Source organism: Mycobacterium sp. Panama NTM2, assembly GCF_054355555.1.
The window spans coordinates 1-26,648 of sequence record NZ_JBTHXC010000004.1 but is presented as its reverse complement, the minus strand read 5'-3'; the positions used below and the strand labels follow the sequence as shown (position 1 = coordinate 26,648).

Genomic DNA, 26,648 nt, shown 5'->3' with positions numbered 1-26,648 from the left:
CGGCGCAGACGGCGCGCAAGAGCCGGCGCGCTGCACCCAATCACGGCGGCGCTCACGCGCCAGCGCACGCACCACATGCGGAATGGGCGCAGCAGGAGTTACGACCGCGTCGAGCGGTGTCGGCCAGGTACTGCCCGCGCGACGTGTGCGGGCGTTGATGAGGTCACGGTTTGCGCACCGATCGCGCGGCGAATCTGGTGCAGCTTCGAGGCGTGCGCTACCGTGAGACGTGACCGGCAAAGTCATCGTCCCTTCGGGGATATCGGGTGCGGACCCCGAACCGAGCGCCAACTCGGTTCAAACCCCCGACAGGGCCTCGCTAACGCGGGGCCTTCGTCATATCAGCGAGATTGATCCACACACCAGCTATTCAGATGTCATGAGGCCTGGCAGGGTGGTCACATCGCCAGCGGCAGAACCTCCTTGTCGAGTTCTCGGACAGCCTCGGGTCGACCAACCGCAATTGCGAGCAGGTCGGCCGAGAGTTGGCTGACGCTGGTTCCGCGTTCGGCGGCCATCTCACGGAGCCGTACGTAGACAGATGCATCCGCGCGAACCTTGATCTGCTCACGCGGACCTTTGTGCGGTTGGGCCATGTCCTGATCCTTACGCGGAAATTGCCTCGTACCTGGTACCGACACGCGGTTTTGCTGAGCTTGCCGTGCCTCATGAAGTTGGAGTCCAACGCGCAGGAAGGGCTTATGGCGTACGTGCTTGCACGGCCGTTGTTTAGTTTCTGGCTGTGTCAACCCGATCTGGGACCACGATGACGGCCTGACTGGGACCCACCTGGCACCGGCTAATCACGCCCTTGGTCTCGGTGGTCACTGCCGAGTGGCGAGGGCTATAGGTATCTGCAGACCTGATCGGGGCTACAGGTTTCGGGCTCTGGGAGGGCTGCATCGTCGCGGAGCGCAGCCACGTTGTCGCGAAGTGTTGTGAGGTCGGCGATCTGCGCGTCGATGTCGGCAAGGCGCGCGTCCAGCAGGTCACGTACGTGGCCGCAGGGAGCTTGGCCGTGGTCGCGGATGTCGAGGATCTGCTTGATCTGGGCGAGGGTGAGCCCGGCCGCTTGGCCGCGGTGGACGAAGTCGATCCGGCTGACCGCGTCGGGGGTGTAGTCGCGGTAGCCGGCCGGTGTGCGTTCGGCCGGGGGCAGCAGCCCTTGCTCTTCGTAGAACCGCAGAGTCTTGGTGGTCGTGCCTGCCGCCTCGGCGAGTTCTCCGATCCGCATCCCGGCCTCCATCGTGTCGCAGGTCTCGCTTGACCTTCCCCTTTACTGGAAGGTCCAGTATCGCTGCATCAGGAGCGTTTCCCAACAGTTCTGGGAGGAATCGGGATGCAGACCAGGTACGACCTCGCGATCATCGGATCCGGCGGCGGTGCGTTCGCGGCGGCCATTCGTGCGACCTCTCTGGGCAAGTCGGTGGTGATGGTCGAGCGTGGCACGTTCGGCGGCACGTGTGTGAACACCGGCTGCGTGCCGTCGAAGGCACTGATCGCAGCCGCGGAGGCCCGGCACGTGGCCGCGGACGCGCCGACCCGGTTCCCGGGCATCGCCAGCGTCGCGGGCGCGGTGGACATGCCGGCCCTGATCGGCGGAAAGCAGGATCTCGTCGAGGCCCTGCGGGGTGAGAAGTACGTCGACGTCGCCGACTCCTACGGTTGGCAGGTCCGCCGCGGCAACGCCGCGTTCGCCGGCACTCCGGATTCGCCCCTGCTCGAGGTCGCCGCGGCGGATGGCAGCGTCGAGACCATCGAGGCAGCGCAGTACCTGGTGGCCACCGGGTCCCGTCCCTGGGCCCCGCCGATCCAAGGGTTGGAGGAGGCCGGGTACCTGACCTCGACTACGGCGATGGAGTTGACCGAGGTCCCCGACTCGCTGCTGGTGCTCGGTGGTGGCTACGTGGCCCTGGAGCAGGCGCAGCTGTTCGCCCGGCTCGGGTCGACGGTGACCCTGCTGGTTCGGTCCCGGCTCGCGTCGAAGGAGGAGTCGGAGGTCTCCAAGGCGCTGCAGGAGGTCTTCGCCGATGAGGGCATCCGGGTGGTCCGCCGAGCGGTCCCGACCCGCGTGACCCGCGACGCCGCCACCGGCCAGGTGGTGGTGACCGCGGACGTCTCCGGTGGCGCGCAGGAGTTCCGCGCCGACGAGGTTCTGGTCGCTCTCGGCCGCCGACCGGTGACCGACGGGCTCAACCTCGACGCGGTCGAGGTGAAGACTGGCGAGGTCGGCGAGATCGTGGTCACCGACCAGCTGCAGTCCTCCAACCCGCGGATCTGGGCGGCCGGTGACGTGACCGGGCACCCCGAGTTCGTCTATGTCGCCGCCCACCACGGCACCGTGGTCGCCGAGAACGCCTTCACCGACGCCGAGCGGTCGGTGGACTACATGCGGCTGCCCCGGGTCACGTTCACCAGTCCCGCGATCGGCGCAGTCGGGATGACTGAGGCCCAAGTCCTCGCGGCCGGGATCCGCTGCGACTGCCGGGTGCTCCCGCTGGAATACGTGCCGCGAACGCTGGTCAACCGGGACACCCGCGGCTTCATCAAGATGGTCGCCAACGCCGACACCGGCGAGATCCTCGGCCTGACCGCGGTCGCCAAGGACGCCGGCGAACTGGCCGCCGCGGGCGTCCACATCATCGGCAAGACCATCGCCGAGGTCGCCGACGCCTGGGCGCCTTACCTGACCATGACCGAGGGCATCCGGATCGTCGCGAAGGCCTTCACCACCGACGTCTCCAAGCTCTCCTGCTGCGCCTGACCCGCACCCACCCCACTCAACGAAGGAGGCATCCGCGATGTCGGACCTCAGCACCCAACTGCCCCAACGACTCACCCGACCCGAGGAGACCGGCCTTGACGCCGGCCTGCTGATCCCGCTGCTGCGGCCGCTCGTCGACGGCGACCCCGTCACCGTCGAGCAACTCGCCGCGGCTGCGAGCCGCACCCTCGATGACGTACGGCGCGGTCTCGCGGCGGTGCCGGACACCGAGTACGACGATCAGGGCCGGATCATCGGCCAGGGCCTCACCCTGCGCCCCACCCCGCACCGGTTCACCGTGGCCGGTGAGGAGCTCTACACCTGGTGTGCGCTGGACACGCTGATCTTCCCCGCCCTGCTGGACCGCCCGGCAAAGGTGGAGTCGGCCTCCCCGGTCAGCGGCGAGCCGGTTCGGGTCAACGTCGACCCCACAGAAGGTGCAACCAGCGTCGATCCGCCCACCGCGGTGGTGTCGCTGGTGAACCCGGAGCAGATCACCTCGATCCGTTCCTCCTTCTGCAACCAGGTGCACTACTTCACCTCCCCCGAGGACGCCGCGGGCTGGCTGGCCGAGCACCCCGGCGCGGAGGTGGTCCCGGTGGCCGAGGCGTGCCGGATCGGGGCCGCCCTCGCCACCGGCCTGCTCAACCGCCTCCAGGCGCCCGCCGCGGCCGACGACAGCCACAGCTGCTGCTGACCCATACCCACTGAAGGGAATGAGAACACCGATGATGTCCAACCACGACGATCGCCCGGGAGGCAGCGGCCTGCTCCTCGGAGCCGGCGCCGCGCTGCTCATGGTCGCCTGTTGCGCCTTGCTCCCCATCCTCATCGCCGGTGGCGCGATCGCCGGTATCGGCGCGTTCCTCCGCAACCCGTGGGTCATCGGCGCCGGGATCGCCCTGGCGATCCTCGCGCTGATTGCCATCTCCCGCCGCGGCGGCGGCACCGCCGGCCACGGCTGCTGCCCGCCCATGCCCACCAACGAAAACGTCGACCCGAAGGACGAGCAGAACCGATGAGAATCACCCGCCGCCACCACGCCGCGCTCTCGATCGCCGCCGTACTCGCCGCCGGATCGCTGACCCTGACCGCCTGCGGCAACAGTGCCGACCCCGCGACCGCCGGTTCCGGTTCACCCGCCACCGTGACCAGCGTCGATGGCCAGCAGATCAGCCTGCCCGCCAACGGGAAGCCCACCGCGGTGTTCTTCTTCTCCGTCGGGTGCGGCGAATGCGTCAACGGCGTCCGGTCCCTCGGCGAGGCCGCCACCACCGCCGAGAACGCCGGCACCGTGGCAAGCTTCCTCGCCGTCGACATGGACCCCGGCGAATCCAAGGCCCTGATCGGCGACTTCATGGAGTCCGTCGACGCCGAACACGTACCGGCCGCAATCGACGATGGCGCGGCACTCTCCCGGCGATTCGAGGTGGCCGCTCTGTCCACCCTGATCGTCGTCGACGCCGACGGCACGGTGACCTTCCGCGCCACCGACCCCGACGCCGCGACGATCACCGCCGAACTGGCAAAGGCCGGAGCCTGACCCATGGGCGGACTGCTCACCCTCGCCTTCGCGGCCGGCATGGTCGCGCCCGTGAACCCGTGCGGGTTCGCGCTACTCCCGGCCTGGATCACCCACACCCTCGGCGACACCGATGCCTCAACGGTCCCGGTGCGGCTGCTGCGGGCGCTGCGGGCCGGTCTCGTGTTGGCGGTGGGGTTCGCCGGCACCCTCGCGGCAGCTGGCCTGGTAGTCAGCGCCGGCGCCCGAGGGCTGATTCGCGCCGCGCCGTCGCTTGGCCTGGCCGTCGGCATCCTGCTGGTGGTTCTCGGCCTGTGGATGCTAGCCGGACGCTCGGTCTCGGTGCGGGTGCCTCGGATCCCCGGCCGGGCAGCCGCGGGACTCCCACCCACTGCCCGGATGGCTGCGTTTGGGGTCGGCTACGCGCTGGCTTCGCTGTCGTGCACGTTCGGGGTGATCCTCGCGGTCATCGCGCAGGCGCAGGCCACCTACAGCTATGCCGGGCTCCTGCTCGTCTTCGGTGTCTACGCTGCTGGCTCGGCGACCGTCCTGCTGCTGCTCGCCCTGGCCACCGCCGCGGCAGGCAGCGGACTCACCCGCCACGTCGCGCGATTGGCCCGCCATGGCCCACGGGTCACCGCTGTCGTCCTGCTGCTCACCGGCGCCTATCTGGCCTGGTACTGGTACCCGGCGGCCACCAGCGACGCCCCGGTCGCCGCGGGCCGTGGTGGCGGACTCACTGACGTCTCCGCGGTGGTCTCCAGCTGGATCCAGACACGGGCGACACTCATCGGCGCGCTCGCTGCCGCGTCTGCGCTGGTAGTGCTGGCGCTCGGGGTTCTCCAGCGACGCCGCCGGATCCTTCGGGGGCGCCCGATGACCACGCGGGACAGCACGCAGTGACAGCCCACCGGGTGCGGCGTGCGCACGAAACAGGCTCGGTTGATTGCGTCACCGCGACGCGTTCCCTGACCGGGTCGACGCCAGCCGGTAGGAGTCGGTACCAGTTTCGATGATGTTGCCGCCGAAGGTGAGGCGGTCGACGATGGCCGCGCACAGGCGCGGGTCCGTGAAGGTCTTGGTCCAGCCGGCGAAGCCCTCGTTGGACGCGATTGCCACGCTGTTCTTCTCCTCTCGCTCGGTGAGGACCTGGAAGAGGAGTTCGGCGCCGCGGCGGTCCAGTTCCATGTAGCCGAGCTCGTCAATGCAGAGCAGGTCGACGCGGCCGTAACGAGCGATCGTGCGGGCCAACTGCTTCTCATCGGCTGCTTCTACAAGCTCGTTCACCAGCCTCGTGGCGAGGGTGTACTTTACCCGGAATCCCTTTTCCGCGGCTGCGGTCCCCATGCCGATGAGCAGGTGAGACTTGCCGGTGCCGGAATCCCCGATCAGGCACAGCGGCTGGCCCTTCCGCACCCACTCGCCGGTCGCCAACTGGTGGATGGTGGCGGGGTTGATGTTCGAGTTGGCGTCGAAGTCGAAGTCCGCGAGGAACTTGCTCCGCGGGAACCCGGCGCCGTTCACGCGCCGGATGGTGGACCGACGGTCGCGGTCGTCGCACTCGGCCAGGAGCAGCTCGGCGAGGAATCCGGTGTAGGTCAACTGGTCCTTGTTCGCCGCCGCGACCGCGTCGCCAAGCAGGGCCCGCATGGTCGGGAGCCGGAGCCTCCGGCAGGCCTGGTCGACCGCCGCTACGGCGGCTTCCTCGGTCAGGCCGCGGCGGCGGCGCAAGGTGGTGGTCACGCTGGTGACTGTGCTCATCGGGGTGCTCCGCTCTCATCGGGACTCATCGGGTCGGGGTGGTGGTCGGTGCCGGTGCGGCGGCCGAGCAGTTGCTGGTATTTCTCCATCGACGGCAGCGGCCGGGTGTCGGGCGGGAGGCCGGCGATGACCGCGGCCGGGTCGAGCAGCAGGCGTTCGGTGAGGGACACGACCTTCCGGCTGCGCTTGGCGTCGCCATCTCGTCGTTCGCCATCGCTGGGCTGCGCAACGGGATGACGGTCTGAACTGGCCCCGGTGGGCGCTGCGAGGGTGGTGTGCAGGCGTGCTTCGACCGCGACCACATCAGCTGAGACTGCACCGACGCTCACTGCGGCGAGCAGCCCGGCTTCGACTTCGTCGGCGGCCATGGCGCGGTGCAGTAGGAGCACGTCGATCAGTTCCCGGGTGCCGACCGCATCCCCGAGCCGCCTGCGGGCGTTCGCCCAGAACGCCTCATGCGCAGGCGTGAACGCCCCCGATTCGCGGGCCTGCGCCAACGCGGTGGAGCCTGGCAATGCGCCCGGCTTACCCTTGAGCACCTCGAGGTAGTGGTCGAGGTTCACCGACTGGCCACCCCTTGTGATGACGCGGGCGTGCCGGGCGATCTGGAGTCGGCCGTCGAACACGACGACCTCGGATGCGCGCAAGGAGACGCGGACGCGGCGGTGGATGAACCGCGCCGGGACGGAGTACCGGGCCATGCGGACGGTGATCATCGCGGAGCGGTCGACCATCGGGTTCAGCATCAGCCCGGGGTCGAACCCCTCGACCGGGAGCGGCGCGAGGTTCTCGCGTTCGGTCGCGAAGTCCTCGCCGACGGTCCGGATCCGCGACGAGATCCGTCGGCGGTCGTCGGCGGCGTCCAAGGCACGGACCTTCTCGTTCAGCTCGTCGAGCGAGTCGACGACGGGCATGGGCACGAGGTGCTGGCGGCGGAACCGGCCGACGTCGCCTTCCACACCGCCCTTCTCATGTGCCCCGGCGATGCCCGGCTGGCAGTAGAACGCGTCGAACCCGAAGTGAGAGCGGAACAGCACCCAGCGGTCGTTCTCTACCCGCTCACGACCGCGCGCGTTGACGACCCGGGTGACTGCGGCGGTGAGGTTGTCGTACCGGACGTGCCGGGCGGGGATGCCGCCGATCTCGTTGAACGCGGCGATGTGGCCCTCGAGGAACGCCTCTTGGCCTTGGGTGGCGTAGATCCGGTGCACCGCCTTCCCGGAGTAACTCAACCTGAATGTGAAGAGGAAGACCTTCGTCTTCACCCCGGCCAGGATGACGTAGAGCTCGCCGAAGTCGACTTCTGCTTCTGCGCCTGGCGCGTGCTCCTGGGGGATCATGACTTCGACCCGGCGGCCAGCTTCGAGGCCGATCTGCGTGCGGCGGATGCGGACGTAGTCGCGAACCGTCGAGTACGACACCTCAATGGCGTCGTGTTCCTCGATGAGGCGGACGTGGATCCGGCGGGCGGTGTGCCGTTGCTTCCGCGGCGCCTCAAGGTCGGCGCGGAGCATGTCGTCGATGGCCGACTTGAACGGATCCAACCGGGGCGAGGAACGCACCGGGGTCTTCCGCGGCGGTGGTTCCGCGGACGTGAGGGCCCGGCGAACGGTGCCGCGTCCGACTTGGTGCTTGCGTGCGAGCGCTCGGATCGACATGCCCTCGACCCGGGCGTCCCGACGGATCGCAGCGAACAGTTCCACACGCACCCTCATCCCGAAACCCACTTCCGGTGCCGCGAGGACCGCTGGATGCGGGTCCTCCTGACGCCACGGAAGTGGGTCCAGATCAAGCCGTCACGACGCCACGCCGAAGCCCGGGTGGGTCCCGAATCAGACCGTCACACTGGTCCCGAATCAGACTGTCACCGCCAAGTTTCGCGCCATGACGAGTCCCCATGGTCGGTTACACGTAGGCTCACGAGCCAGAATGCCTGCTGTCGAGCTCTTTGTTGATGAGTCTTGTCGGACGGATTACCTCTTGTGCGCAGCGGTCGTCCCCGTTGCAGACATTGCATCCGCCCGTAAGATGATGCGCGAGCTCAAACCGAAGAATCGCGACCGGCTCCATATGAAAGATGAGAGTCGGCACCGTGATCAGATTCTGTCGCGGTTCGTGGCGGCCCCGCCGATCGAGCAGGCTCACATTTTCGTCGGGAGTCTGCGGGGAACGGGGCGCAAGCAGCGTGAAGTCCGCACGCAATGCCTGGCAGCGCTGGGTAGCTACGCTGCGGATAACGGGGTGACCCGGATATTGATCGAATCTTGCTCACAGGACAAGCAAGACCAAGCAGCGGTGGTGGGTGCGCTGGCCGCCAAGGCGGCGACCGATCGCGTCCGGGTCATGATCGACCGCCCGACCGCACATGAACTGCTGTGGGCGGCTGATCTTGTCGCGTGGGCCTACGGCGCGGGCGGGGCCGCCCAGAAAGCGATTAGCCCCTTGGTCACAGTGCACAACCTGCACTGACCCTTAAAAGCGCGAAAGCCGGGCGACCATGCAAAACGTGCTGGCTCCCGGCTTCACTTCCTTGGCTCTTCACCAAGACACCCCAGATATTACACCCCGATTCGCTATGCGCATAGCGATGTAGGCCCCAAAACCCATCCATCATATGCCGCATTGGAGTGCCGGGCGTTAGGGGCGTTGAGCTGCGATGACGTGCACGATCTGTTCTGCCAAGTCAGGGTCTGCGAGCAGTCGATCGACAAGCGCTGTGAGGACTTCCTGCCCGGTAACGCGTGCGAGACCTAGGCGGTCTGCGGTGTCGCGTTGCCAGTTGTCAAGGCCGCGATGGGCGGTCGGTGACAGGTCGACGGTGCGGCGGACGGTCTTTTGCCGCACAACTGGAGGGGCCGCCGGCCGCAGCGCCGGCTGCGGTGGTGGTGTTTCTTGTGGCGCCTGCTCTGGCTCTGATGTGACTATCTGCTGTGTCGGCGCTTTGCGGAGCCGCTCAGCATTGGCTTTGATTCTGTCCGCTGCCGTAGCCGCCATAAGCCCATCCTCCCAGTTCAGAACTTTGTCAGTAGATCAGTACGTCAGTACTTACGTAACTCCGATGCTGGTCAGCTCATCTGCTACATCGCCGTAGGCGGTGCTGGCGGCGTTGGTGATCGGTAAGCCAAACGCTTGGGCGTATCGCTCCAGTCGGCCGACGGTCGGCCTCAGGACTCGAACACCGTCATCGGTGAGCATCTGCCGGTAGACATCAGTGCTGGCCGCGTTGGATACGGTGCGCGTCAAGACGACGGCGAGTTGAGGCGGTGTGGCCGCGAGAACGCCAGCTTCCTCTACGAGCTCACGGATCGCTGGCACGCGCGCGTACTCCATGCCAGTCGGAGCCATGGGCACAAGGACGTGTGTCGCGATACGGACAGCGGAGGCCACGACACCGCGACGCTCTTTCATAGGGGGCGTGTCGACGACGACCGCGGCGTATCGGTCACCGACAACGCCTGGCAGTTTTCGGTGTAGATCGGCAACTGGCATGCCGATAACGGGTACCGACCACTCCCCTGCTTCCGACCACGCCAGGAGTGACTCGTTTTCTCCATCGGCGTCCACCCCGAGCGCGGATAGGCCGGCCTCCGCCAGGGCGTGGAGGACGAAAGCGGCGGTGGTGGTCTTGGTGGAGCCGCCTTTGAGGTTGGCGACCACGATCGTCAGAGCAGGCATGAGCCGTGAGCCCCTTTCATCGGTACTGAGTTAAGGATATGCGGAAATACGGATTTACTGATGTCAGTAGTCCTCTCCGGCGCGCCTCCTTCTGCGCGGCCTCTGCCATTTGAACCCTAAAGCCTTCTGATCTACTGATCTACTGAGATGCGGATTTCAGTATTCACTGAAACAAACGGTGAGCAGGGGCGGTGGTGTCCGGAGTGGGCGCCCGCGAGCCCGGTCGCTAACTCCAGGGCGCTAGCTGACGGCTAAGTAGCGGTAGGCGGTAGCGCGGCTGATTCCGAATGCTTTTGCGAGTTCGGGAACCGGTTCACCAGTGGCGGCAAGTCGGCGCAGTTGTTGTTGCCGTTCGTCGGTCAACTTGGCCGGCTTGGTCGCCGGCAGCTGACGGGCCCGCCGGGAGGCCCGAGAAGCGGCCCGGCGTTCTTTGCCGAGTTCGAGCTCGAGTTCGGCAAGGGTGGCCATGATCGCGGCAACGGCCCGTCCGGCAGCCGTGCTGGTATCAACGCCTTCGCGTATGGCGTGCAATTGAATTCGACGTTCGCTGAGTTTGGCGATAGTCCGGGTCACTTCCGCGACCGAGCGCCCGAGCCTGTCAATCGCGGTCACCACCACGGTGTCCCCATCGCGGGCGTAGTCAAGCAGAGCAGCGAGGCCCGGGCGAACGGTGTTCGCCGCACCGGAGAGCTTGTCGATATAAATCCGTTCGTCGGTGACGCCGGCCGCCGCCAAAACGGTCAGTTGCGCATCGAGGTCCTGGCCGATGGTGCTGACGCGGGCATAACCCAAGATCGTTGCCACCCGACGACTGTCTCACCCGCCACCGACAAGGAAGATTCGAGACACGCGGTGTGAGACGAGAAATGAGACACCGCGACCTGGCCTTACGCGGCGGGGGAGTGGGCTCCGGAGAGGTGTCTCGTTTCTTTAGATTTGAGACCGTGCGGAGGGCTCTACGCTGATTCGGACGTCACGGCACTTGCCACAGGTGAGCCGGGGCATTAGCTGGTGTGATGATTCCTGTGGCCGCGCTCATGTGCGCCCAGGCCTGCTGAATATTGGACTGGGCAAGTAGGTCGCCGACTGCGGGTGCGGCACTCATCCAGTCGGATAAGTGCGAATCGAAACGGTCGATCACGCGCCGGCAGTCCTCGGCGATCATCGACGGCGGTAGGCGCAGCTGTTTGCGCTGAACCATTCCTTTTTGGGGGAAGCCGAAGATCACCGATTCGCAGTGGTTGACCCGGTTGCGCGCCCAATTGAGGCGTTTACAGACCAACATTGCATCGTGTTGAGTCCAGGCGGGTAGGTCCGTGCGGGCGTTAAATGCGCTCTCGAACGCGTCGGACCACAATTGTTGGTGGTGTCCGCCCGTCGGGCTTTGCAGCAGGCCGGCCCAGAAACCGAGCATGAGTTCGGCCACCACGAACCCTGGGTTTTGCCATTTCCCTGGGCCGAGAGAGTCGCGGGCGGTTGTGAGCATGCCTGGGCTGTTGCCTCCGAACATGTGGGTGTGAGTGATGTACCAGCGGTGACCGTAAGTGCTGGTCAACGCTCGATGTAACTGTTCACGCAGGATTACTTCGACGAGCCGTAGGTGCGCGTGCAGGTGTGACGCCAGCGCTGCGTCATCGAGGTAGAGAGCAACGGCCTTCTCGCGGTGGCCACCGACGACCGCGCGATAACGACGCAGGCGCTCAGTGGAGGTGAACGCCTCGATCTGTCGGGTCTGCTCGGGCGTTGGCTTGGTCCACACAGCCTGAGAGGCTATAGTGAGTTACATCCAACCCCCGACGCATGAGCGGGTTTTGAGAACCGGGTCCCCTGCCAGCCAGGAACCCGGTTTTCTGTTTTCAAAGGGTCAGGAAGCAATGGTGAGTCGACCGTCATCGTTCGCCGGGCCCACACAAGACGCAGCACGCACATAAAGGACTGATCAATGGCGACATTCCTGGTGACCTACGACCTGCGCAACGAGCGCGACTACAGCCGGCTGTACAAATATCTCGAAGGCAAGGGCGGCAGGCGCGTGCTTGAAAGCGTGTGGGTGGTGCGCACGACCGTCATAGCCACCGCAGTCGACTTGCGTGACCAGCTCAAAGGTTTCGTCGATGGAGACGACGGTCTGTTCGTGGCGGAGATGAAGGCCTGGGCGTGGTGGAAATTGGACAGCGACGCACACCGCTGGCTCGAAACCGGGTCCTAAATGTTTAGACACGAGGCAGTGCCGGGTCGGCTTCCCCAACTGGGGGTCTAAAAGACCCTAGACACCTCGGCGAGGTTCCCTTACGCAGGGTTTACGTTGCGCTGCAACGCCTTCCATCGCCTACCCATGTAACGGTAATCGTGCGGCACTGATGTGCGAGTCCGAGACGGAGATTGTGATCACGCTCGATAACCTTTTCACCCCTCCACGCAGGTCAGCGAGCCTCTCATCGTGCTTGTTGGACAGGACGACTAAGAGTCCTTGGGAGGATTCGGATCGTTGCCGTACGAATTCTTCTCGCCGATCTGTCCATTGAGCTTGCGGATGGTGTGCTCGACCTTTCGGTCCTGCGCCATCTGCCGGCCGACTGCTTGCTGCTCAGCCTTGGTGCCTCCGGTATGGGCGGCTCGGCTACTGCCCTCTACCTTGGACTTCCAGACTCCATCTTCGTTGTAAGTGCTGATGTCACCCTTTGCCATGATCAACCTTTCTTTTGACGTTCGCGCACTACCCGCTTGTAGGGCGGCCTGTCTGGCCGCTTCCTCCATTACCTCGCTTTCATCACTTCACGGCGCATTGAGGCTCTAGTCGTTGTTGTTGCGACGGTAGGCCCACGCCACGGCTGCGCCGAGAAGTGTCAACAGAGTCGGAATGGAAAGCTTGCCGATGTCGCCGGCGATCTGAGCCTCGGTGTCGTCAGAGGACAGCAGAGTCGCCAGCAAGGTGGCCCCGATGCTGAACGCGATCAGTCCGGCGATGACCGCCAAGACAACCCACCGAATCTTTCGCTCGTGTGCCGCGACCTCGGCCGCAACGACATAGCCCGGATCGGCCTCCTCGTGTTCGACGAGGTCGTCAGAGGGTGCTTGTTGCGAAACGAACGAGGCGTCCTCTGGATCGATCGGGGGACCGTCCTCAGAAAAGTTGCCGTTATCGGTGGACTGGTCATCACTGTCGCGAGGTGCCACGTCGATCTCCTTGAGTCGTATAAGGAATATGCGCAGGTGCCCCGCCCAGATGGTTGAAGCCTCCGCTCCACATCATACACATTGCGTCTGCACGCTGTGCAGACGATCACCACCTATTTAGCGCAGATTTGACGTACACAGAACAGCTATTCGGTGGTAATGTATCCACATCGTTCTGCACAACCTGTGTATAAACACCACCAAAACGGGGTAGAACGTGCTAACCTTTAACTACCATCACGAACCACTACGCCGCGGTCGACGGCGAGGCGGATTAGGGGATCGCCAGTCCGGTGACCGCGGCGGCGGAAGGCGGGCTCAAATGACCACTTCATCACTACGACCACTTTTCGTAGGGTCCAGCGCTGCAGCGCTCACCGCTGCCCTCGTGGGCGGCACGTCAGCGCAGAAGTCGGACGGAAAGAGCGCTACCGGAGGCGGCTTCGCATTTCGCGGCCACTCAAAGATGCAGACACGTAGGGCGGCGGTGGGTATCACCGCCGATCGAATTGGCTCTCGGAACACCAGTTGCTTGGGCGGGTTCATTGGTGTCAGTAAGCCAATTGAGGCGGCAGCTATTGCGGCGGTGGCGGTTTCGTCTTAGCAAGTTGATACCCGCGGTGATTGACACAGGCGGCCCATCCGAGCCGCAACGTTGCTCGATCACCGCGCAGGAGCGCCAATTGTCGACGCCCTACACGGGCAGCAGTTGATAGCGCTTTACTGGGTCGATCCGATCCCGTCGGCCTGCCATTCAGGCCCTCAAGCCACTTCTGGTAATCCTCGCCCTATACAGGCGCGGTAAAAATAGAAAGAAAAAACACCGCCATGACTACTGTTCAACCCAAGAAGAAGTCTGCTCGTCCAGCCGGCAGCCCCGCACCGCAATCGCGGCTCAATGTCAACATCAACAAGCAGACCGCCGATGCGCTCAAGGACTACGCCGACCGAAATGATGTCTCAATCACCGAGGCCGTGCGCCGCCTGGTCGCAGTCGGTGATTTCATCGCAAAGGCTCAGGATGAAGGTCGGCAAGTCTTGTTACGGCACAACGATGACACCGAGCGAGTTGTCTTTACCTACTGACGGCTAGCACCGTGAAATCCTCGGCGTCCTTGTTGGCACCGAGGCTTTCGCGCTTGCCATACGGCTTGCGACAATCAATAGCTCGTGATGCCTACAGGACGCGGATCCGCGATTTCTTCACTGGTGAAATCGTCGTCCGATGCCTCATCCGGTTGACCGAAAGGCCATATCGCTCGGAGCTTTGACGCCTGTACAACTTGTTCGAGCGCACTCTCAACGGCATTGCGCACATCTTGGGCGGCGCGAGCAGGCAAGACGCCTAAAGAGCACGGCAGCCACTGCGGAAACCGGACAGCCAGGACCCGGCCTTCGTCTGCTGCAACGTCAGCCTGCCCTAGAACCTCTGGCAAATAATGTCGTCTCACCGCAGTCATTTCCCCTCCAGAAGAAAAAGTGAGTGATTCCCCCAGGAGTAGCAGTCAACGCTTGGCCGCGAACGCGTGTATTGAGCATGGGAGACAGTCGATGTCATCGATGAACTCCTCTGATTCTACTCATTGGATGCGTGGGTCGACTATCTTCGGCCATGCCCTGACGGGCCGTCGTTATGTACATCATTCCTTACGTCAGCGAACAGGTGCACAAATGAGCAATGGTTAAATCAGGTAAAGCAACGTTTAGAGGCTTTTCACAATGCTTAGATTGGATGGTGTCCCGAGGCCCCGGAGTCCGTCAAAACCATGTGCTGACCACTTTGCACGCGTGGGGAAGACATGATCGTTATCGCGTGACGGATAGCGTCGAGCGCGATCTGGTCGGGGGCGAGGACGCTCCGGTTGAAGTTCGTGCTCGATGGCGTTGGTACACAATCGATCTCTTACAGCTTGTGTCGGAGAACGGATCGCATAGTGAGCGCGAAAACCTCCATCGCGCCATCCGCGCACTTGGCAAGAGTGGACATCTAGAGTTGTCACAAGAGTTGCCGTATGCGCGGCCGTTTGCGGCTTATCTCGACCTCTACGGCCGGCAAGTAGGCGGTGTGGACCTCAACGAGCTGGCTGTTGTCCACCCCCGTTGGCCCCACCGCAATGGACGCGCGCTGTGGTTCCGCATCCCGCCACCGCCCAAACCGCCCTTCGACGATCAGATCAGCGTTCTTGACGATATCGCCGTCTATCGGGCCGGACATTTCGAGGACTTTGTTGCAGCGATCGACCGCACACTGTGTTGGTCAAGTAAGACCGGAACGCTTCTTACTTGGTTGTTTTGCGGGGGCCAACCCCAGCCGTCCTGGCGGTTACCCTAGCCCGCTTAATTTCTAAGCAGCTCCGCGCGACTCGGCTCGAGGTTTGCTCTGCCGACGGTGGTCAATCGGTGCTGCGGGTTTCGTTGATGCGGACAGGGCGGGGATCGGCAGGTTCGTCGCTGGCGAAAGATGTTGAGATGCCCGCACTATCGTCAGCTGTGGAGAACGGCCACAGCGTCCGAATCCCGTGAACCTGCTCCATCGCGGCTTCGACTGCGTTGCGTACATCCTGGGCGACGCGAGCAGGCAGTAAGCCCAACGAACGGGGCAACCACTGTGGAAATCGGACCGCCAAGACACGGCCCTCCTCAGCCGCACCTTCATCAGCGCCTAGCACTTGTGGCAGAAGCTTCATGCTTACCTCCCTCCCCAGTCGCGCCGCTGTGTGATTTCGGCGGCTAATGTAGAAGACTGAGACTATCATCACAGGATCTGACATTCGAGACTTGAGACACCTAGTCTCAGCTGATTCTTAGAAGGGTTCGGATATGACAATCAGCGATCCAATAGACAAGGGCCAGCAGTGGGCAGCTGCTAGAACCAAGAAGCGGGCCCCCATACCCGCAGATCAGCTGCGGGAGTACATGCTCCAGACGGCGGTCAGCATTCTGACCAAAACCGGCGGTCTCACCGTCAGTCTTGCTCACCTGAACATGGAAGAGCTCATTCGGATTGCCGACGTTCCGAGGAGTTCCGTTTACCGAGAATGGAAAACCAAAGAGGCCTTCTACGTCGACCTCATGGAAAAAATGGTCGAGCCGACCGAGGAACAGGGGGCCGCCTGGGACAGGGCAACGTTGGATGTGGCGTTTGACGTGGTGGAGCGCTACAAGGACCGATTGGAGACCGAGGCCGGCAAGAAATCAGTCTTGGTCGAGGCGGTACGTCAAGCGGCCTACCAGAATTTCAAAGCCGTCTCGGAGTCACTGTCATGGAGAACATCCACAGCTCTCGCGGCATCTCTGCCCGCCCTCGAAGAAGCTGACAGGCAACGACTCCTCAACGCCCTTCGGTCAGCGGAATCCCGATTCATCGAAAGAATGTCGGAGTTCTACGAGGAAGTTATGCCAATCTTCGGCCTGCGCATGAAGGAGCCTTACGACACTCCTACGTTCGCCGCGCTCGCATCTTCAATCATTGAGGGTCTCGTGGGTCGGCGCCTTACTAATCCGGAGCTTGTAGACCGACCAATCCTGCTGCCAGGAGTCGATGGTGAGCCCGTGGAATGGCACCTGAGCTCCGTCGGGTTCCTTGCTGTTCTGAACTTAATAGTCGAACCCATTCCAGCAATCGACAGTGTCGAGGACACACAAGCTATCTAGAAGTGAGACGTATCTGGCCCGTCGTCAGCGCGCATGCGGTTCCGGATGTCGGCGACACGTCGGGCACGCTCCGGGTCAGCGAGGAGCTTGCGGAGACGGACGTTGCCGCGATCCTGAGAAGGCTGCCTAGCCCGCATCTCCTCGGCGATTGCGATGGCCACTTCGCGTTGTTCTGGGGTGTACATCCACCCCTCTGCGGTCCACGTCCGGGGTACCAGTTGCGCAATGACAGGTTGAGCGAGGCCGCATGCGTCGGCCACGTCCTTGATGGTCAGCGATGCGACATCCTGAGCGCTGTCCAGATCTGGGTCGGCTGCTGTATCCACAACATAGAGGGTAGGTCGACCTCTGCATTGGTTACACCAACTTGAACGTGCGACATGTCGGAGTACCGCCCTACGCTGAAATGGTCGGCATGCGAGGAGAGTGCGCCTGACGACATAACGGGCCCGGGGCGAAGTGAGGACACCTGAGATGACCAAAGCCGCCGAACACGCCGACGCCGCCTACGGCACCTTTGGTGCCGCGTACCGCGCTGCGGGGGCGAGCGATTTTCACAAATACCTTGCCGACGGTCTTGGACAACTGGCCAGCGCGATATCCGAGCTTGCAGAGCAGCAACAGCGGATTGAACTGCGCATTGCCAATCTCGGCGGCTAGCTGAGTTACGGTCGTCAGACGTTCACCGGCCGAATTGCGCACTAACCTACGAATCGTTCGCCGAATCAGGCGCGTTGCGTTTGTCGAGCAGAGCCCATCCGTGTCGGGCTAGATGCAATGCGGCGAAATAGCAGTTCGCTATGCGGGCGAGCGATCCCGCTGCGTAAATGTCGGTCATACCGGCTTCATCCGCTTGGCCTTGTTGTGTATCGACGGTCCCTAATATTGACCAAGCAAGGCCATGCGCTGCACCAGATTTCGCCTGCCACTCCAGGTTGACTTCTTTCGCAAACCTGGGAGCGAAGGCCGAAGCAGCTGCAGTGTTGATCATTGCGGTGGTATCTAAGCGCCCATGCTGCCTATCGGTGGCGCGTTTCGTTTCGAGCTCTGACTTGCGAAGCTCCACCCGCTCCGCAACGAGGTCCGTGTTTTCGTGTGTTGGTTCACCAATACTTACGCGCAGGGCGGTCAAGTACTGAGAGTGGTGCTTAAGGGTGTAGGCCGCAAGCGTGCGTGCTCGCTTAAGTCGCTCTGCGCGCTCATCGGGCGCCAGCACCCAAACAGCCTCAGCCGCACCAACTAACGCAGACCGGCATAAAGTTTGGTCCGCGAATGGGAACAGTTGACGTGCCTCGATGTGACACCGGAGAGCGAGCATGTGATCAGTGGCTGCCTGCAGACCGACGAACGCTAACTGCGACACAGGTAACCATGGCCAGTCCAGATCGTCCTCGTAAAGATCACCCCCACTGGCTGGTACGAAGGTTTGCCGTCCACGCAACCGCCATTGATCGAGCTCGACGAAGCTTTTTCTAAAGGCTGTCAGCTGCTCCTGTTCATCCACGACAGTCCTCCTCGTGGCCGGTCATGGACCCGTAGAGTTGGCTGTCGAGCCACCAGGTGAGGTGGCTAGAGACAAGATTGCTCAGTGCTGCGGTGAGGGCGTGATGGCGGTCTTCGGTGTGCATGGTCCAGCCGTGTTCAGTGACCGGTGGCCGGTCGGCTTCCTCATGGATGTGGTCGTCGAGCATGGTGGTTAGTTCGCTGGTGGTGGTATCGGCTGCGTCGGTGAGGATGTTGACGCGTTGGTCGGGGGTGTAATGCGGCGGCAGCACCGCAACATCGATGTACAGCTCGGCGATCATCGCGCTAACCGTGGCGTGTCCGTGGTTTCCCCAATCGGCGGCGATGCGCTCAGCGACCGTGGCAATGCGGCCGATGTCGAGTGCGCTGGCGGGGCTACCCAGGTCTGCTGAGGTCATGGCTTGAATTGTTTCAGCGCCTACCGACAGCCTGCTGCGGCTTCTCTTCCCTGATGGTCTGCTTTGAGGGCTCGGTAAACGGCGCGTGCGAGGTGGCGTTTGAGGCATCGGCGGGCTTTGCTTGGCACGTCACCGGCCTCGGTGCGCATGCGGTAGTAGGTCGCTCCTAGGCCGCCAAGCCTGATCTGCACGATGGCGATTCGATGCAGAGCCATGTTGATTTGTCGGTTCCCCGATCGGCTGCCGCGCATTGTGCCGGCGGTACTGCCGGACCAGTTTGGAAGTGGACCGACACCGGCAAATCGGGCAAAGGCGGATTCGCTGCGAAAGCGGGTGACGTCGGCTGTCTCGCCTACGATCTTGGCGGCCATCAAGACACCGCACCCGGGGATCGCCAGTAGTGAGGGGGCAACCTCCTCGACGTACACGGTGATGCGGCGATGCAAGTCGGTGATGCTTTCGGATAGCAGTGCGATTTCATAGGCTTCGTCTCGCGAGAACTCTGCTAATAAACCGTCTTTCGTGGATAGCCAGCTCACGAGATTGTCGCGGTGCTTGCGTAGTCGCAGCTTGCCCTGACCGATATCTCGGGTTGGGTCGAGTTGATGGATCCGCCATTGCAAGCGGGTCATGATGGCCGTTCTTTGGCGAATGAGGTTGTCGCGGCGATCAATCATTAGTTTGCAGGCGAGCGAGTACGGGTCGTGACGGGCGTAAGGCAGATTGGGTTCTTGTAGAACTGCTCGGGCGACGGCCAGGGCGTCGATGGGATCGGACTTTCCGGCGACGCGGTGACTTCCGCGCACGCGAGCCATGAGGTACGGGGGCACCCGCACGACGACGGCGCCGGTGTCCATGAGGTCGCGTTCTATGCGCGCGGTCACCGTGCGTACGTCTTCCACGCCCCAGATGAGATCCTCGCCGTCGTAGGTGATGCTCGCCCAACGGATTGCCCGTGCGTGTCCAGCACTTGTGGCAGGAACCGTTATCTCGCCAATCTTTCGGCCGCGGTGGTCGACGGCGACCAGAGTGTGAGTGGCCTTGTGCGCGTCTATCCCGATGACCATCATGAAGTGATCCTGGGACGGGCGCTGCGGTGGCGCGCGTCGGAAGGGTTGCTGCATCTGGCCCAATTCGCCAGTCCAATGTCGACGGCACCGAGTAATACCGCTAGCTCCACCTTCTGGCTTGTGGTGCGCACCACCGCAGCGCGGATGCCCTCGACGGGAACGGGCACATGTACATAGCGCCACTGTCTGACGACTGGCAATGAAGGCACCTCGCCACCTTTCCCGTTTGGACGGGATGAAGATAACGGTCTAGGTACCTTTTGGGACCGATAGAAAGAATTTCATAGTCGAATCATGTTATTTCACATGGTTTTTCACGGTCACCAATGAAATTTCACGGTCTATATGCGGAGTTGTCGACGTTGATGCCACCAGGGGTTGAGGGTAATCAAGTTCCAACCGTGGGGGCCGTAGTGCAGGCCGCGGCCGGCGGGGACGCCGGTGATGTCGGCGACGGAAAGGACAGGGGTGCGGGTGGTTTGGTAGCTGTAGCCGGGTTGTCCGCGGTTGGTGGAGAAGTGTGGGCGCCCAATTGAGAGGCTGGTGTTGGTGCTGTTGCCGGGTTGGGTGACGCCGACAGTCATGCGGTCAAAGTCGCCGCTCATTTTGGATAGCATGTCGGCGGTGGAGCGGTCGTTCATCCCGGACAGGATGAGTTTCTCGGGGAACAGGGTGAGAAACCCGTCGGCGGCCTGTCCCCAGCGGGCCCGGGCCTGGGAAAGGTCTTGGAAGGCGACCACCAGGTGAAGGCCCTGGCCGCCGGCCTCGCTGGCGACGTTGGGTAGCGGGATCGGAGCAGTGTTGGCCGCTTCATCGAGCACAAATGTCACAGGTGCGGTTTGGGTTTCTGTGCCGAGGTCGACGGCTTGCCGGCGGTGGTATTGGGCCAGCCGGATGGATTCGAGGAACCCGGCGATCAGGGGGGCGTAGTCGCGTTGCCGGTCGACGGGGGCGGTGATGTAGACGGTGTCGGTGGAGCGGACGAAGGCGTGCACGTCGAAGTTGGGGTCGACACCGGCACGTAGGGCGGCGCTGCTGGTGTAAATGTTCATGATCCGGCCCAGGGTGGAGGCAATGGATTCGCGTTCACGGTCGGGCACGTTGAGCAGCGATTCGAGCAGGGCGGCGGCGATTTTGGCGTCGGTGTCGCCGTCTTGTTCGGCCACGATGAGGATGGCTTCGCATTCGGGGCCGCCGCTAGTGGGGTTCAGTGACCACCGGGCGAGGGAGGCGATGTCACCGCCGGGTGCGGACAGTCTCGCTGCGTACAAGAGGACAGAGAGCCAGGTTTCGGCGCGATCGGTCCAGTGGTCGCCTTCATGACTGGCGCCTGCGCCGACCCGCGACGGACCGGCCAGCCGGGCGGCGACGCTGCGCGCGGCGTCCCAGTTGACGACGTCGCAGAGCGGGTTCCACCGCAGTCCGACTATGCCGGTGGGCACGGTCGCGCCGCCGGGATCGAACAACCAGCAGGTGCCGCGGCGGCTCCGGGCCACGTGGGTGGCGGCCAAGACTTCAGCTTTGATCGAGGTAGAAACCACCGCCCCGGGGGCATAGGCGACGCTGGGCATGATGACCGATTGGGTCTTGCCCGACCCGGGCGGTCCGATCACCAAAGCGGCGCCGCGCGCATTGGCCGACACCACGCCACGGGTGTCCACCCCAAAGTATCCGCCTTCCACCACCGGCACTGCGCTACCCGGCACCACCCGATGCGACACTGACGGACGTTGTACGGGGGTCAATGATGTTGTGCCGTTGGGGTTCTCCGGTACGGAGTGAGTAGTTAGTGCGTGAACTGTTGGACTCTCTGCACGGGCGTAGGGATGGGCGAGCGCTTGCCTAGCCCGGTGGCGTTGACCGAAGTATCCGGCGACGTAGGCCAGCGCGGGCAGGAAGTACAGGCCAGAGGACGCGACGGTGGCCGAGGCGAACAGCACTCCGTGTCCGGCGGCGAACATTTTTCCGTGTTTGGCTTCAGTCCACCCGACGGCGGCCGCGGCTGCGCTGAGGGTGACGATCAGAGTCAGCGTGGACAACGCGTTGGTGTTGCCGATTACTGACAGAAGTGCCAGCCAGGTTCCGGTGGTGATAGCCCACCAATATCCGCCGCTGGTGTGGGGGTGCATGCCGCCGGGCAGGCCCTGTTGGTGATGGGGTCCCCACTGCGGCTGTTGCGACATGGCGGTCAGTGTGCGCGGGGGCACCGACAACCCTTCGGTTAACGGCCTCTGCCGCGGTCCTGACGGCGGTGAAGCTCCTGGGTTCGGGCACGCTCGGCGGCGCGGTCGAGGGCATCTTTGAGCGCGCGGGCGCGACGCTGTTGCAGGGTTGATGACGGGAGGTCGATGGAGCGTTCCAACATCAGCGGTTCGGGCGCCTGCTCGTGTTCGGCGGCCTCCGGCACCGACCGGCTGATCGGAGCCGCGGCGGGGCCACGCAGCTGCTCCCCCACCTGGTTCCAGCCGAACGCCTTGCCCAACTTCGACCCTTTAAACCAGATCAACTCGGCCAGCAGATCATCGGCCTCACGGTCTCGGTCTGCGCGAGAGTCGCGGGCGTAAGAGATCCCCGATACACGTCCGGTGCTGGCCTCGTTGAGCCGCACTGCCACCCCGGACGCCCGTAGCTCCTCAAGACCACCGCCGTCGCGCAGCACACGGCTGATGGTGACGCGCAGCCAATCGCGATCCGGTTGCGGCTTGCCGCGAGCAGCGGCTTCGGCGTCGGCCCGAACTCTGCCCGTGCCGCGCCCTACGCGGGCGGCAGCATTTGTCAGCCCGTGTTCGCGTTCCAGGTCGCGGCAGATCGCCGCTACCCGGCGGTAGTCATGGCTGGTCGACATCCGGGTGCCATCGAAACGGTCCTTGCTGATCGTCAGGTGCACGTGGTGGCGGTCGTGGCGGGTGGCCTCCCACATACCCTTGTCCGCGCCGAACCGAGCCACGAACTTCTCGGCGATTAACCGCCACTCTCGGTCCGAGAGCACTCGGTCGGTGTCAGGGTTGGCCAACGCCACCCGATATACCCCGCGATCCCCATGCTGATGCTGATGAGCTGCCACAAAGCACTGCATCCGCTGAGCCCGCTGTCGCCAATCCCGACCGGGCACGTTGCCTGCGACCTTGCGCGGATTGTGGTGCTCGTCGGCTCTGCCGGGCCCGTGGTCATAGGCCAATGCCCGCGTCGCACTACGCCCGTGAGTAATTTTCGCGATCATCGTCTCACCACCGAGCCCGCGGATGTCCACCGTGATTCAGCAACGACTGCAGTCCCGTCCACAGCGCAGCCTCGGCATCCTCTGCCGGTCCGCACAACATTGACCCGAGAGCCGGGCGAGCCACGATGGCGGCATGCGTTTGGGCGAGCAACCCCAGCACCCGCCCGGCGACCGAGCGTGCCTCGACCGTCACCGGCATTGAGGGCCGCGGCACCGTCAAGCCGTGTGCCCCGGCAAGGGCGTCGCGCACCCAGTTCGCCGTGGACCGAAATCCCGCAGCCCGCGCCGCTACCCCCCAACAATGCGCGGTGTCCGGGTCGGTGGTCACCCGCACCAATCGCCACCGCTTCCCCGACTCACTTGCGTCGCAAGAGCGCACCGCTATCCGAGCGTCATGTGGCGAAGTCAAACGCAACTCCACCGAGGCCAAGGCAATTCGATTCAACGACGCACGTACCCGTGACGCGACCGCCCGCTCCTGCACCGCGGTAGTCACCGCCGCCAGGGCTGGCAGCAGACGGTTCAACTCATATCCCGCCGCGCGCAACTCCCCCACCACATCCGCACTCGGCGCACACATTTCAACCCTGCCATCCACCGACGCCACCGCACCCGCCGCCGCTCGCCGCGCCAACACCGGCAACGACACGCCCTCACCCGCCGCCACAGCACTCAACATCGCGTGCGCTTCGGTGGGCAACCACACCGACACACTCACCCTCGCAGGCGCCGTAACAACCATTGCACCTTCGCCTTTCGCCTTTCGCGCTCCGAACACAGTGAGCGAGCACGCCAGCCAACGACCGAAGGGAGGCAGGATGCGTTGCCGGTGTATCACCGCAACATAACTTGCTGCACCGACAACAGATGGGCGACCAACGGCGCTCAAACCGTTCGCGGCGCATGCAATCTCGCCCGTCTGTTGTCGGTGCCCCGGCGCAGCCTTGGATGCGCCCAACCCGCCAACAGAACACGCACCACAACCGCGCGACAACTCACCGGTCACAAAGCGTCCGGCACTGCTTAACACAGCTGATGTCAGACGGCCGTGTCAGCATGACCAGCACTGACCGCACTGGCTGAAAGGAACCTGGTCCTATGACCGATGCCGAAGACCGCGCGCGCATCCTGGCACAACTTGCCCAGGAGCAAGACCACCAACGCCAACAGCACGTCACCGAACTCGCCGGCTTCTACACTCACATCACCCAGTTGAGATCCGACCTCAAAATCACCGAACAGAGCTACCGCGCGGCCTACCGCCGGGCACTGACCACCGGACTCATCACCGGACCACAACTGCGATCACTTGGCCTACCCCCTATTGACGCCCGTCGCCGGCCCGGCAATACGCCAAATACAGCGGCCGGCACGGCGTCACCAAACCCTCAACCGTCCAACTGATTCCGGCTACTCCCCTGCACCATTTCGATTGATTCGAGGTACGAACGGTGTCAGACGTTCCGCGCCGGCAGCCTCCACCCTGGCAACCACAAGAAATCGCCGCTCTGATCACCATGCTGGGGAACGGCGCGTCTCAACACGACGTCGCCGCAGCACTAGGCCGCACAGAGGGCGCAGTCGCAGCCGTCGCCTTCCGGCTCCTCGAGCCCTCGACTCGTCCCTCAAAAGGCCGCAACCGCGCCTGGGCGCTACTTCGCAACGAAATTAATACTGCAACCACAAACCCCGACTGGTGGTCTCGCTACCGCAATAGTCGTAGACACTCACCACACCAAGCCACCGACGACCGGCGCTTTTCGCTGCTGCCCACTGGCGGCGACTCGGCCACCACTCCCACAGATCTCGGTCCTTTGGTCCTCGAAGCTGTAAACGAACTCACCCGCGACGATGATCGACAACTGCTCCTACGACGTCTGGGAGTGTCCAGCAGGCCGGCCACCCTGCAAGACATCGCGAACGACCGCGGCATCAGCCGCCAACGCATCGGACAACTTGAGAAGCGAGCACTTGATCGCATCTGCACCCGCGCGCAGCGACCTGACTCAGCGGCCTACGCCTTGGCTGAGGCCATTGATTACCTTGCTGACGCTGACGCTGCGCTCATCCCCGAACTGATTATCCTCGCCCGTACCTGGTTCCCCACCTCAGCGGTCTGGCTAGCCAAAACCGTATTTCGCATGGCAGGGCGAGAACCCGATGAAATCCGATTGATAGCCGACCTCACTCAACAACAGCTTTCGATCCACCGCGCTGACGCACGCGATTACCGATGCGAGCAACTGCGCCGGGAACGAGCCGACCAACATGTAAGGAAATGGATTGCCGACGCGGCGTGGCCAACCGATTGCGACGCCATCAGAGCCCCAGAGGGGCAGCGTCGGCACCGCACACCTGAACACGGCGGTAAGTTCCGCTCCCACAAATTAAGCCGAATTGTCTACTTTGAATCAGGTCTCGAAGAGACCGTGCTCCAGACCGCCGAGCTCAGCAGCCTCATAAGGCACTACCAAGAACAGCCCTGCCGCATCACCTACGCCGGCGTCGATGGCACCAGCACCTACTATCCAGACCTTCACGTCAGCCTTGCCGACCACCGACAATTGCTGATCGAAATCAAACCCCTTGGCGTGATGGCCACTATCGAAAACCAGATTAAGAGCGCGGCCGGCCAAAGATTTGCCGCCGAGCACGGGTGGGGATGGGTCAGCGTCGGCGACCGGGGGCAAACGTTTCAAGACCTGCGCCGACATCAGCTTCCGCCCCGCGTGTTCGCGGCGATCAGCGCAGCCCTCCAACAGGGTCCGCTCCGGTGGCCGCAGATCAAAGATCTGCGGAGACAGAACTCTTTCACGGCGATAGATGTTGCCGCCTATGCCATTCAAACGAATACTCCCCTGAGCGCAATGCCTTATCAGCTCGGCAGTTAAAAACTTTGAAGACAACTTGTTCCGTGACGATGTGGTGCTGATGCTGCGCAATCTCTAAACCGGGAGGCCGGTGCGCGGCGTGAGGGTCGGGTGAGTATCTGCCGAATTTGTTCCCGGGCATCGGCGATCCGGGCCTGGGCAGCCTCGGTGAGTACCACCGGCGGAGGCGCCGGTTCAACGCAGTCGACGGTTCGAACCCGGAAAATCGATGAAGCGGGTGCTACTGGAGACGACCAGGACAGCTGGCGTAACCGGCTGGCCAGGAACCCGCCGGGGTTGGCGATGTGGTTAGGCCAAAACGTTCCTTTGGCGCGCATGTCGGCGTTGAGGGCGTCGTTGATCGCGCGTGCCGTCCACACCGCGGGGTCGATGCCAGCGGCGGTGAGTGCATCGCAGATGGCACCGATGTGGGCGCCATCAAGGCCGTGGGTGGTCGCCACTAGGCCAGCGGCCAGTTTCTGGATGGCCAGCGGGCGCGCGGCAGCGCGCCGCTGACGTACTCGCCCATTCTTGTTGCAGAGTCCCTTGGCGGGCGCGCTAGCGCGCCCGCTTGGTGAGTAACTCCCTACGGGAGAAGGACGAATAACACCGCCTGACGGCGGTAGGTGGAAATGGTGCACAGTCGGGCGCGGTGTTGGATGGGCTTCCCGACGGGGCACCAGGTGGTATACCGAGGGCCTGCGGCCGACGCTAGGGGTATTTATCGAACCGTGGCCACGCTGCGCTTCCACAGCCCATCTGGAGGCCCGTAGGACGCGCCAGGCGGCGGTCACGGTGCGCACGTCACACCCCACCTTGTCGGCGATCGTCGCGCGGGTGACGGCGACGTGGCGGCCGGTGCCGTGATCTGCGTGCTCAGCCATGACCGTGGCAATCGACAACAGTGTCGCCGAAGTGATCGACACCCGCGCCTCGGCGCACAGCTGTCCGAACGCCGGTGAATGCGCCCAACGCGACAGCCCGTCGAGCCACCCCCCGCGACTCGTCCACAT

Annotated in this window: 29 protein-coding genes; 13 read left to right on the top strand and 16 right to left on the bottom strand. The window is 63.7% G+C overall.

The genetic code is table 11. The features are described from left to right. Positions 1-398 precede the first annotated feature (398 nt). Positions 399-596, bottom strand: coding sequence for a toxin-antitoxin system (locus ACXYX3_RS27750; protein ID WP_458612335.1), 198 nt, complete (start codon positions 594-596; stop codon positions 399-401). 248 nt (positions 597-844) lie between these two features. Further along, positions 845-1,234 (bottom strand): heavy metal-responsive transcriptional regulator, encoded by a 390-nt coding sequence (locus ACXYX3_RS27745; RefSeq protein ID WP_006246584.1) that lies wholly within the window; start codon positions 1,232-1,234, stop codon positions 845-847. Between the two features lie 105 nt (positions 1,235-1,339). On the opposite strand from ACXYX3_RS27745, the gene merA reads away from it, so the two are divergent. Genes merA through ACXYX3_RS27720 form a run of 5 tightly spaced genes read left to right on the top strand, consistent with a single transcriptional unit; the run spans position 1,340 to position 5,189 of the window. After that, positions 1,340-2,764, top strand: coding sequence for a mercury(II) reductase (merA, locus tag ACXYX3_RS27740; protein WP_006246583.1), 1,425 nt, complete (start codon positions 1,340-1,342; stop codon positions 2,762-2,764). Positions 2,765-2,801: 37 nt separating this feature from the next. Next, positions 2,802-3,461, top strand: a complete 660-nt coding sequence (gene merB, locus ACXYX3_RS27735; RefSeq protein ID WP_283610920.1) for an organomercurial lyase MerB — start codon at positions 2,802-2,804, stop codon at positions 3,459-3,461. Positions 3,462-3,480: 19 nt separating this feature from the next. Further along, positions 3,481-3,786: a hypothetical protein gene (locus ACXYX3_RS27730; RefSeq protein WP_040538777.1), complete on the top strand. Its 306-nt coding sequence runs from the start codon at positions 3,481-3,483 to the stop codon at positions 3,784-3,786. Continuing rightward, positions 3,783-4,307, top strand: a complete 525-nt coding sequence (locus tag ACXYX3_RS27725; protein ID WP_006246580.1) for a TlpA family protein disulfide reductase — start codon at positions 3,783-3,785, stop codon at positions 4,305-4,307. The genes ACXYX3_RS27730 and ACXYX3_RS27725 overlap by 4 nt, the downstream gene beginning before the upstream one ends. Before the next feature lie 3 nt (positions 4,308-4,310). Next, the gene (locus tag ACXYX3_RS27720) at positions 4,311-5,189 is read left to right on the top strand and encodes a cytochrome c biogenesis CcdA family protein (RefSeq protein WP_048472691.1); all 879 of its coding nucleotides are present in this window, start codon (positions 4,311-4,313) and stop codon (positions 5,187-5,189) included. 48 nt (positions 5,190-5,237) lie between these two features. Here ACXYX3_RS27720 and istB read toward each other — a convergent pair whose 3' ends face one another. Both istB and istA read right to left on the bottom strand, forming a co-directional pair. Then, complete coding sequence (gene istB, locus ACXYX3_RS27715; RefSeq protein ID WP_006246577.1) at positions 5,238-6,047, bottom strand: IS21-like element helper ATPase IstB; 810 nt, start codon at positions 6,045-6,047, stop codon at positions 5,238-5,240. Next, entirely contained in the window at positions 6,044-7,762 is a 1,719-nt protein-coding gene (istA, locus tag ACXYX3_RS27710; RefSeq protein WP_008720624.1) for an IS21 family transposase, read from the bottom strand. The genes istB and istA overlap by 4 nt, the downstream gene beginning before the upstream one ends. A gap of 214 nt (positions 7,763-7,976) precedes the next feature. Here istA and ACXYX3_RS27705 point away from each other — a divergent pair, with 214 nt between their 5' ends. Continuing rightward, positions 7,977-8,516, top strand: coding sequence for a hypothetical protein (locus ACXYX3_RS27705; protein ID WP_458612334.1), 540 nt, complete (start codon positions 7,977-7,979; stop codon positions 8,514-8,516). Positions 8,517-9,092: 576 nt separating this feature from the next. On the opposite strand, the gene ACXYX3_RS27700 is transcribed toward ACXYX3_RS27705, so the two are convergent. From ACXYX3_RS27700 to ACXYX3_RS27690, 3 genes are all read right to left on the bottom strand, one after another. Beyond that, positions 9,093-9,722, bottom strand: a complete 630-nt coding sequence (locus ACXYX3_RS27700) for a nucleotide-binding protein (protein ID WP_458612333.1) — start codon at positions 9,720-9,722, stop codon at positions 9,093-9,095. Positions 9,723-9,962: 240 nt separating this feature from the next. Beyond that, positions 9,963-10,526, bottom strand: a complete 564-nt coding sequence (locus ACXYX3_RS27695; protein ID WP_458612332.1) for a recombinase family protein — start codon at positions 10,524-10,526, stop codon at positions 9,963-9,965. Positions 10,527-10,695: 169 nt separating this feature from the next. Further along, on the bottom strand, positions 10,696-11,481 hold the full coding sequence (locus tag ACXYX3_RS27690; protein WP_458612331.1) for a hypothetical protein: 786 nt from the start codon (positions 11,479-11,481) through the stop codon (positions 10,696-10,698). 183 nt (positions 11,482-11,664) lie between these two features. Between ACXYX3_RS27690 and ACXYX3_RS27685 the strand changes: the two genes are divergently transcribed. Continuing rightward, a complete protein-coding gene (locus ACXYX3_RS27685) occupies positions 11,665-11,931 on the top strand; it encodes a CRISPR-associated endonuclease Cas2 (protein WP_458612330.1) in 267 nt (88 codons plus the stop codon). Positions 11,932-12,182: 251 nt separating this feature from the next. Here the strand turns inward: ACXYX3_RS27685 and ACXYX3_RS27680 are convergent, their stop codons facing one another. Then, positions 12,183-12,410: a DUF2188 domain-containing protein gene (locus ACXYX3_RS27680; RefSeq protein ID WP_458612329.1), complete on the bottom strand. Its 228-nt coding sequence runs from the start codon at positions 12,408-12,410 to the stop codon at positions 12,183-12,185. Between the two features lie 105 nt (positions 12,411-12,515). Beyond that, positions 12,516-12,899 carry a hypothetical protein gene (locus ACXYX3_RS27675; protein ID WP_458612328.1) on the bottom strand — a complete coding sequence of 128 codons (384 nt, stop codon included), beginning with the start codon at positions 12,897-12,899 and terminating at the stop codon, positions 12,516-12,518. Positions 12,900-13,727: 828 nt separating this feature from the next. Between ACXYX3_RS27675 and ACXYX3_RS27670 the strand changes: the two genes are divergently transcribed. Then, positions 13,728-13,985: a hypothetical protein gene (locus tag ACXYX3_RS27670; protein ID WP_458612348.1), complete on the top strand. Its 258-nt coding sequence runs from the start codon at positions 13,728-13,730 to the stop codon at positions 13,983-13,985. Positions 13,986-14,712: 727 nt separating this feature from the next. Next, complete coding sequence (locus ACXYX3_RS27665) at positions 14,713-15,231, top strand: hypothetical protein (protein WP_458612347.1); 519 nt, start codon at positions 14,713-14,715, stop codon at positions 15,229-15,231. Between the two features lie 61 nt (positions 15,232-15,292). On the opposite strand, the gene ACXYX3_RS27660 is transcribed toward ACXYX3_RS27665, so the two are convergent. Continuing rightward, the gene (locus tag ACXYX3_RS27660; protein WP_458612346.1) at positions 15,293-15,586 is read right to left on the bottom strand and encodes a hypothetical protein; all 294 of its coding nucleotides are present in this window, start codon (positions 15,584-15,586) and stop codon (positions 15,293-15,295) included. 133 nt (positions 15,587-15,719) lie between these two features. Here ACXYX3_RS27660 and ACXYX3_RS27655 point away from each other — a divergent pair, with 133 nt between their 5' ends. Next, positions 15,720-16,553, top strand: a complete 834-nt coding sequence (locus tag ACXYX3_RS27655; RefSeq protein ID WP_458612345.1) for a hypothetical protein — start codon at positions 15,720-15,722, stop codon at positions 16,551-16,553. Here ACXYX3_RS27655 and ACXYX3_RS27650 read toward each other — a convergent pair. Beyond that, the gene (locus tag ACXYX3_RS27650) at positions 16,550-16,879 is read right to left on the bottom strand and encodes a hypothetical protein (protein WP_458612344.1); all 330 of its coding nucleotides are present in this window, start codon (positions 16,877-16,879) and stop codon (positions 16,550-16,552) included. The genes ACXYX3_RS27655 and ACXYX3_RS27650 overlap by 4 nt on opposite strands. Positions 16,880-17,027: 148 nt before the next feature. Here ACXYX3_RS27650 and ACXYX3_RS27645 point away from each other — a divergent pair, with 148 nt between their 5' ends. Further along, positions 17,028-17,213: a hypothetical protein gene (locus ACXYX3_RS27645; protein ID WP_458612343.1), complete on the top strand. Its 186-nt coding sequence runs from the start codon at positions 17,028-17,030 to the stop codon at positions 17,211-17,213. 46 nt (positions 17,214-17,259) lie between these two features. On the opposite strand, the gene ACXYX3_RS27640 is transcribed toward ACXYX3_RS27645, so the two are convergent. The 5 genes from ACXYX3_RS27640 to ACXYX3_RS27620 form a co-directional block, all read right to left on the bottom strand. Beyond that, on the bottom strand, positions 17,260-18,057 hold the full coding sequence (locus ACXYX3_RS27640; RefSeq protein WP_458612342.1) for a hypothetical protein: 798 nt from the start codon (positions 18,055-18,057) through the stop codon (positions 17,260-17,262). Next, entirely contained in the window at positions 18,050-18,475 is a 426-nt protein-coding gene (locus ACXYX3_RS27635) for a hypothetical protein (protein ID WP_458612341.1), read from the bottom strand. The genes ACXYX3_RS27640 and ACXYX3_RS27635 overlap by 8 nt, the downstream gene beginning before the upstream one ends. 20 nt (positions 18,476-18,495) lie before the next feature. Next, positions 18,496-19,545 carry an IS110 family RNA-guided transposase gene (locus ACXYX3_RS27630; RefSeq protein ID WP_458612340.1) on the bottom strand — a complete coding sequence of 350 codons (1,050 nt, stop codon included), beginning with the start codon at positions 19,543-19,545 and terminating at the stop codon, positions 18,496-18,498. A 341-nt stretch (positions 19,546-19,886) separates the two neighbouring features. Beyond that, the gene (locus ACXYX3_RS27625; RefSeq protein ID WP_458612339.1) at positions 19,887-21,506 is read right to left on the bottom strand and encodes a type IV secretory system conjugative DNA transfer family protein; all 1,620 of its coding nucleotides are present in this window, start codon (positions 21,504-21,506) and stop codon (positions 19,887-19,889) included. 260 nt (positions 21,507-21,766) lie between these two features. Further along, on the bottom strand, positions 21,767-22,621 hold the full coding sequence (locus ACXYX3_RS27620; protein WP_458612349.1) for a relaxase/mobilization nuclease domain-containing protein: 855 nt from the start codon (positions 22,619-22,621) through the stop codon (positions 21,767-21,769). A gap of 1,242 nt (positions 22,622-23,863) precedes the next feature. Here ACXYX3_RS27620 and ACXYX3_RS27615 point away from each other — a divergent pair. Both ACXYX3_RS27615 and ACXYX3_RS27610 read left to right on the top strand, forming a co-directional pair. After that, entirely contained in the window at positions 23,864-24,169 is a 306-nt protein-coding gene (locus ACXYX3_RS27615) for a hypothetical protein (protein WP_458612338.1), read from the top strand. 47 nt (positions 24,170-24,216) lie between these two features. Beyond that, the gene (locus ACXYX3_RS27610) at positions 24,217-25,656 is read left to right on the top strand and encodes a sigma factor-like helix-turn-helix DNA-binding protein (RefSeq protein WP_458612336.1); all 1,440 of its coding nucleotides are present in this window, start codon (positions 24,217-24,219) and stop codon (positions 25,654-25,656) included. The last annotated feature ends 992 nt before the right edge of the window (positions 25,657-26,648 follow it).

What these genes read in the sequence shown, in the direction of transcription:
- ACXYX3_RS27620 (WP_458612349.1), bottom strand. Translation starts at nt 22,621, where the DNA reads ATGCAGTGCTTTGTGGCAGCTCATCAGCATCAGCATGGGGATCGCGGG.
- ACXYX3_RS27725 (WP_006246580.1), top strand. Translation starts at nt 3,783, where the DNA reads ATGAGAATCACCCGCCGCCACCACGCCGCGCTCTCGATCGCCGCCGTA.
- ACXYX3_RS27615 (WP_458612338.1), top strand. Translation starts at nt 23,864, where the DNA reads ATGACCGATGCCGAAGACCGCGCGCGCATCCTGGCACAACTTGCCCAG.
- ACXYX3_RS27720 (WP_048472691.1), top strand. Translation starts at nt 4,311, where the DNA reads ATGGGCGGACTGCTCACCCTCGCCTTCGCGGCCGGCATGGTCGCGCCC.
- ACXYX3_RS27685 (WP_458612330.1), top strand. Translation starts at nt 11,665, where the DNA reads ATGGCGACATTCCTGGTGACCTACGACCTGCGCAACGAGCGCGACTAC.
- ACXYX3_RS27680 (WP_458612329.1), bottom strand. Translation starts at nt 12,410, where the DNA reads ATGGCAAAGGGTGACATCAGCACTTACAACGAAGATGGAGTCTGGAAG.
- ACXYX3_RS27670 (WP_458612348.1), top strand. Translation starts at nt 13,728, where the DNA reads ATGACTACTGTTCAACCCAAGAAGAAGTCTGCTCGTCCAGCCGGCAGC.
- ACXYX3_RS27655 (WP_458612345.1), top strand. Translation starts at nt 15,720, where the DNA reads ATGACAATCAGCGATCCAATAGACAAGGGCCAGCAGTGGGCAGCTGCT.
- ACXYX3_RS27660 (WP_458612346.1), bottom strand. Translation starts at nt 15,586, where the DNA reads ATGAAGCTTCTGCCACAAGTGCTAGGCGCTGATGAAGGTGCGGCTGAG.
- merB (WP_283610920.1), top strand. Translation starts at nt 2,802, where the DNA reads ATGTCGGACCTCAGCACCCAACTGCCCCAACGACTCACCCGACCCGAG.
- ACXYX3_RS27630 (WP_458612340.1), bottom strand. Translation starts at nt 19,545, where the DNA reads ATGATGGTCATCGGGATAGACGCGCACAAGGCCACTCACACTCTGGTC.
- ACXYX3_RS27700 (WP_458612333.1), bottom strand. Translation starts at nt 9,722, where the DNA reads ATGCCTGCTCTGACGATCGTGGTCGCCAACCTCAAAGGCGGCTCCACC.
- ACXYX3_RS27745 (WP_006246584.1), bottom strand. Translation starts at nt 1,234, where the DNA reads ATGCGGATCGGAGAACTCGCCGAGGCGGCAGGCACGACCACCAAGACT.
- ACXYX3_RS27705 (WP_458612334.1), top strand. Translation starts at nt 7,977, where the DNA reads ATGCCTGCTGTCGAGCTCTTTGTTGATGAGTCTTGTCGGACGGATTAC.
- istA (WP_008720624.1), bottom strand. Translation starts at nt 7,762, where the DNA reads ATGAGGGTGCGTGTGGAACTGTTCGCTGCGATCCGTCGGGACGCCCGG.
- ACXYX3_RS27645 (WP_458612343.1), top strand. Translation starts at nt 17,028, where the DNA reads ATGACCAAAGCCGCCGAACACGCCGACGCCGCCTACGGCACCTTTGGT.
- istB (WP_006246577.1), bottom strand. Translation starts at nt 6,047, where the DNA reads ATGAGCACAGTCACCAGCGTGACCACCACCTTGCGCCGCCGCCGCGGC.
- ACXYX3_RS27750 (WP_458612335.1), bottom strand. Translation starts at nt 596, where the DNA reads ATGGCCCAACCGCACAAAGGTCCGCGTGAGCAGATCAAGGTTCGCGCG.
- ACXYX3_RS27635 (WP_458612341.1), bottom strand. Translation starts at nt 18,475, where the DNA reads ATGACCTCAGCAGACCTGGGTAGCCCCGCCAGCGCACTCGACATCGGC.
- merA (WP_006246583.1), top strand. Translation starts at nt 1,340, where the DNA reads ATGCAGACCAGGTACGACCTCGCGATCATCGGATCCGGCGGCGGTGCG.
- ACXYX3_RS27730 (WP_040538777.1), top strand. Translation starts at nt 3,481, where the DNA reads ATGAGAACACCGATGATGTCCAACCACGACGATCGCCCGGGAGGCAGC.
- ACXYX3_RS27625 (WP_458612339.1), bottom strand. Translation starts at nt 21,506, where the DNA reads ATGTTCGCCGCCGGACACGGAGTGCTGTTCGCCTCGGCCACCGTCGCG.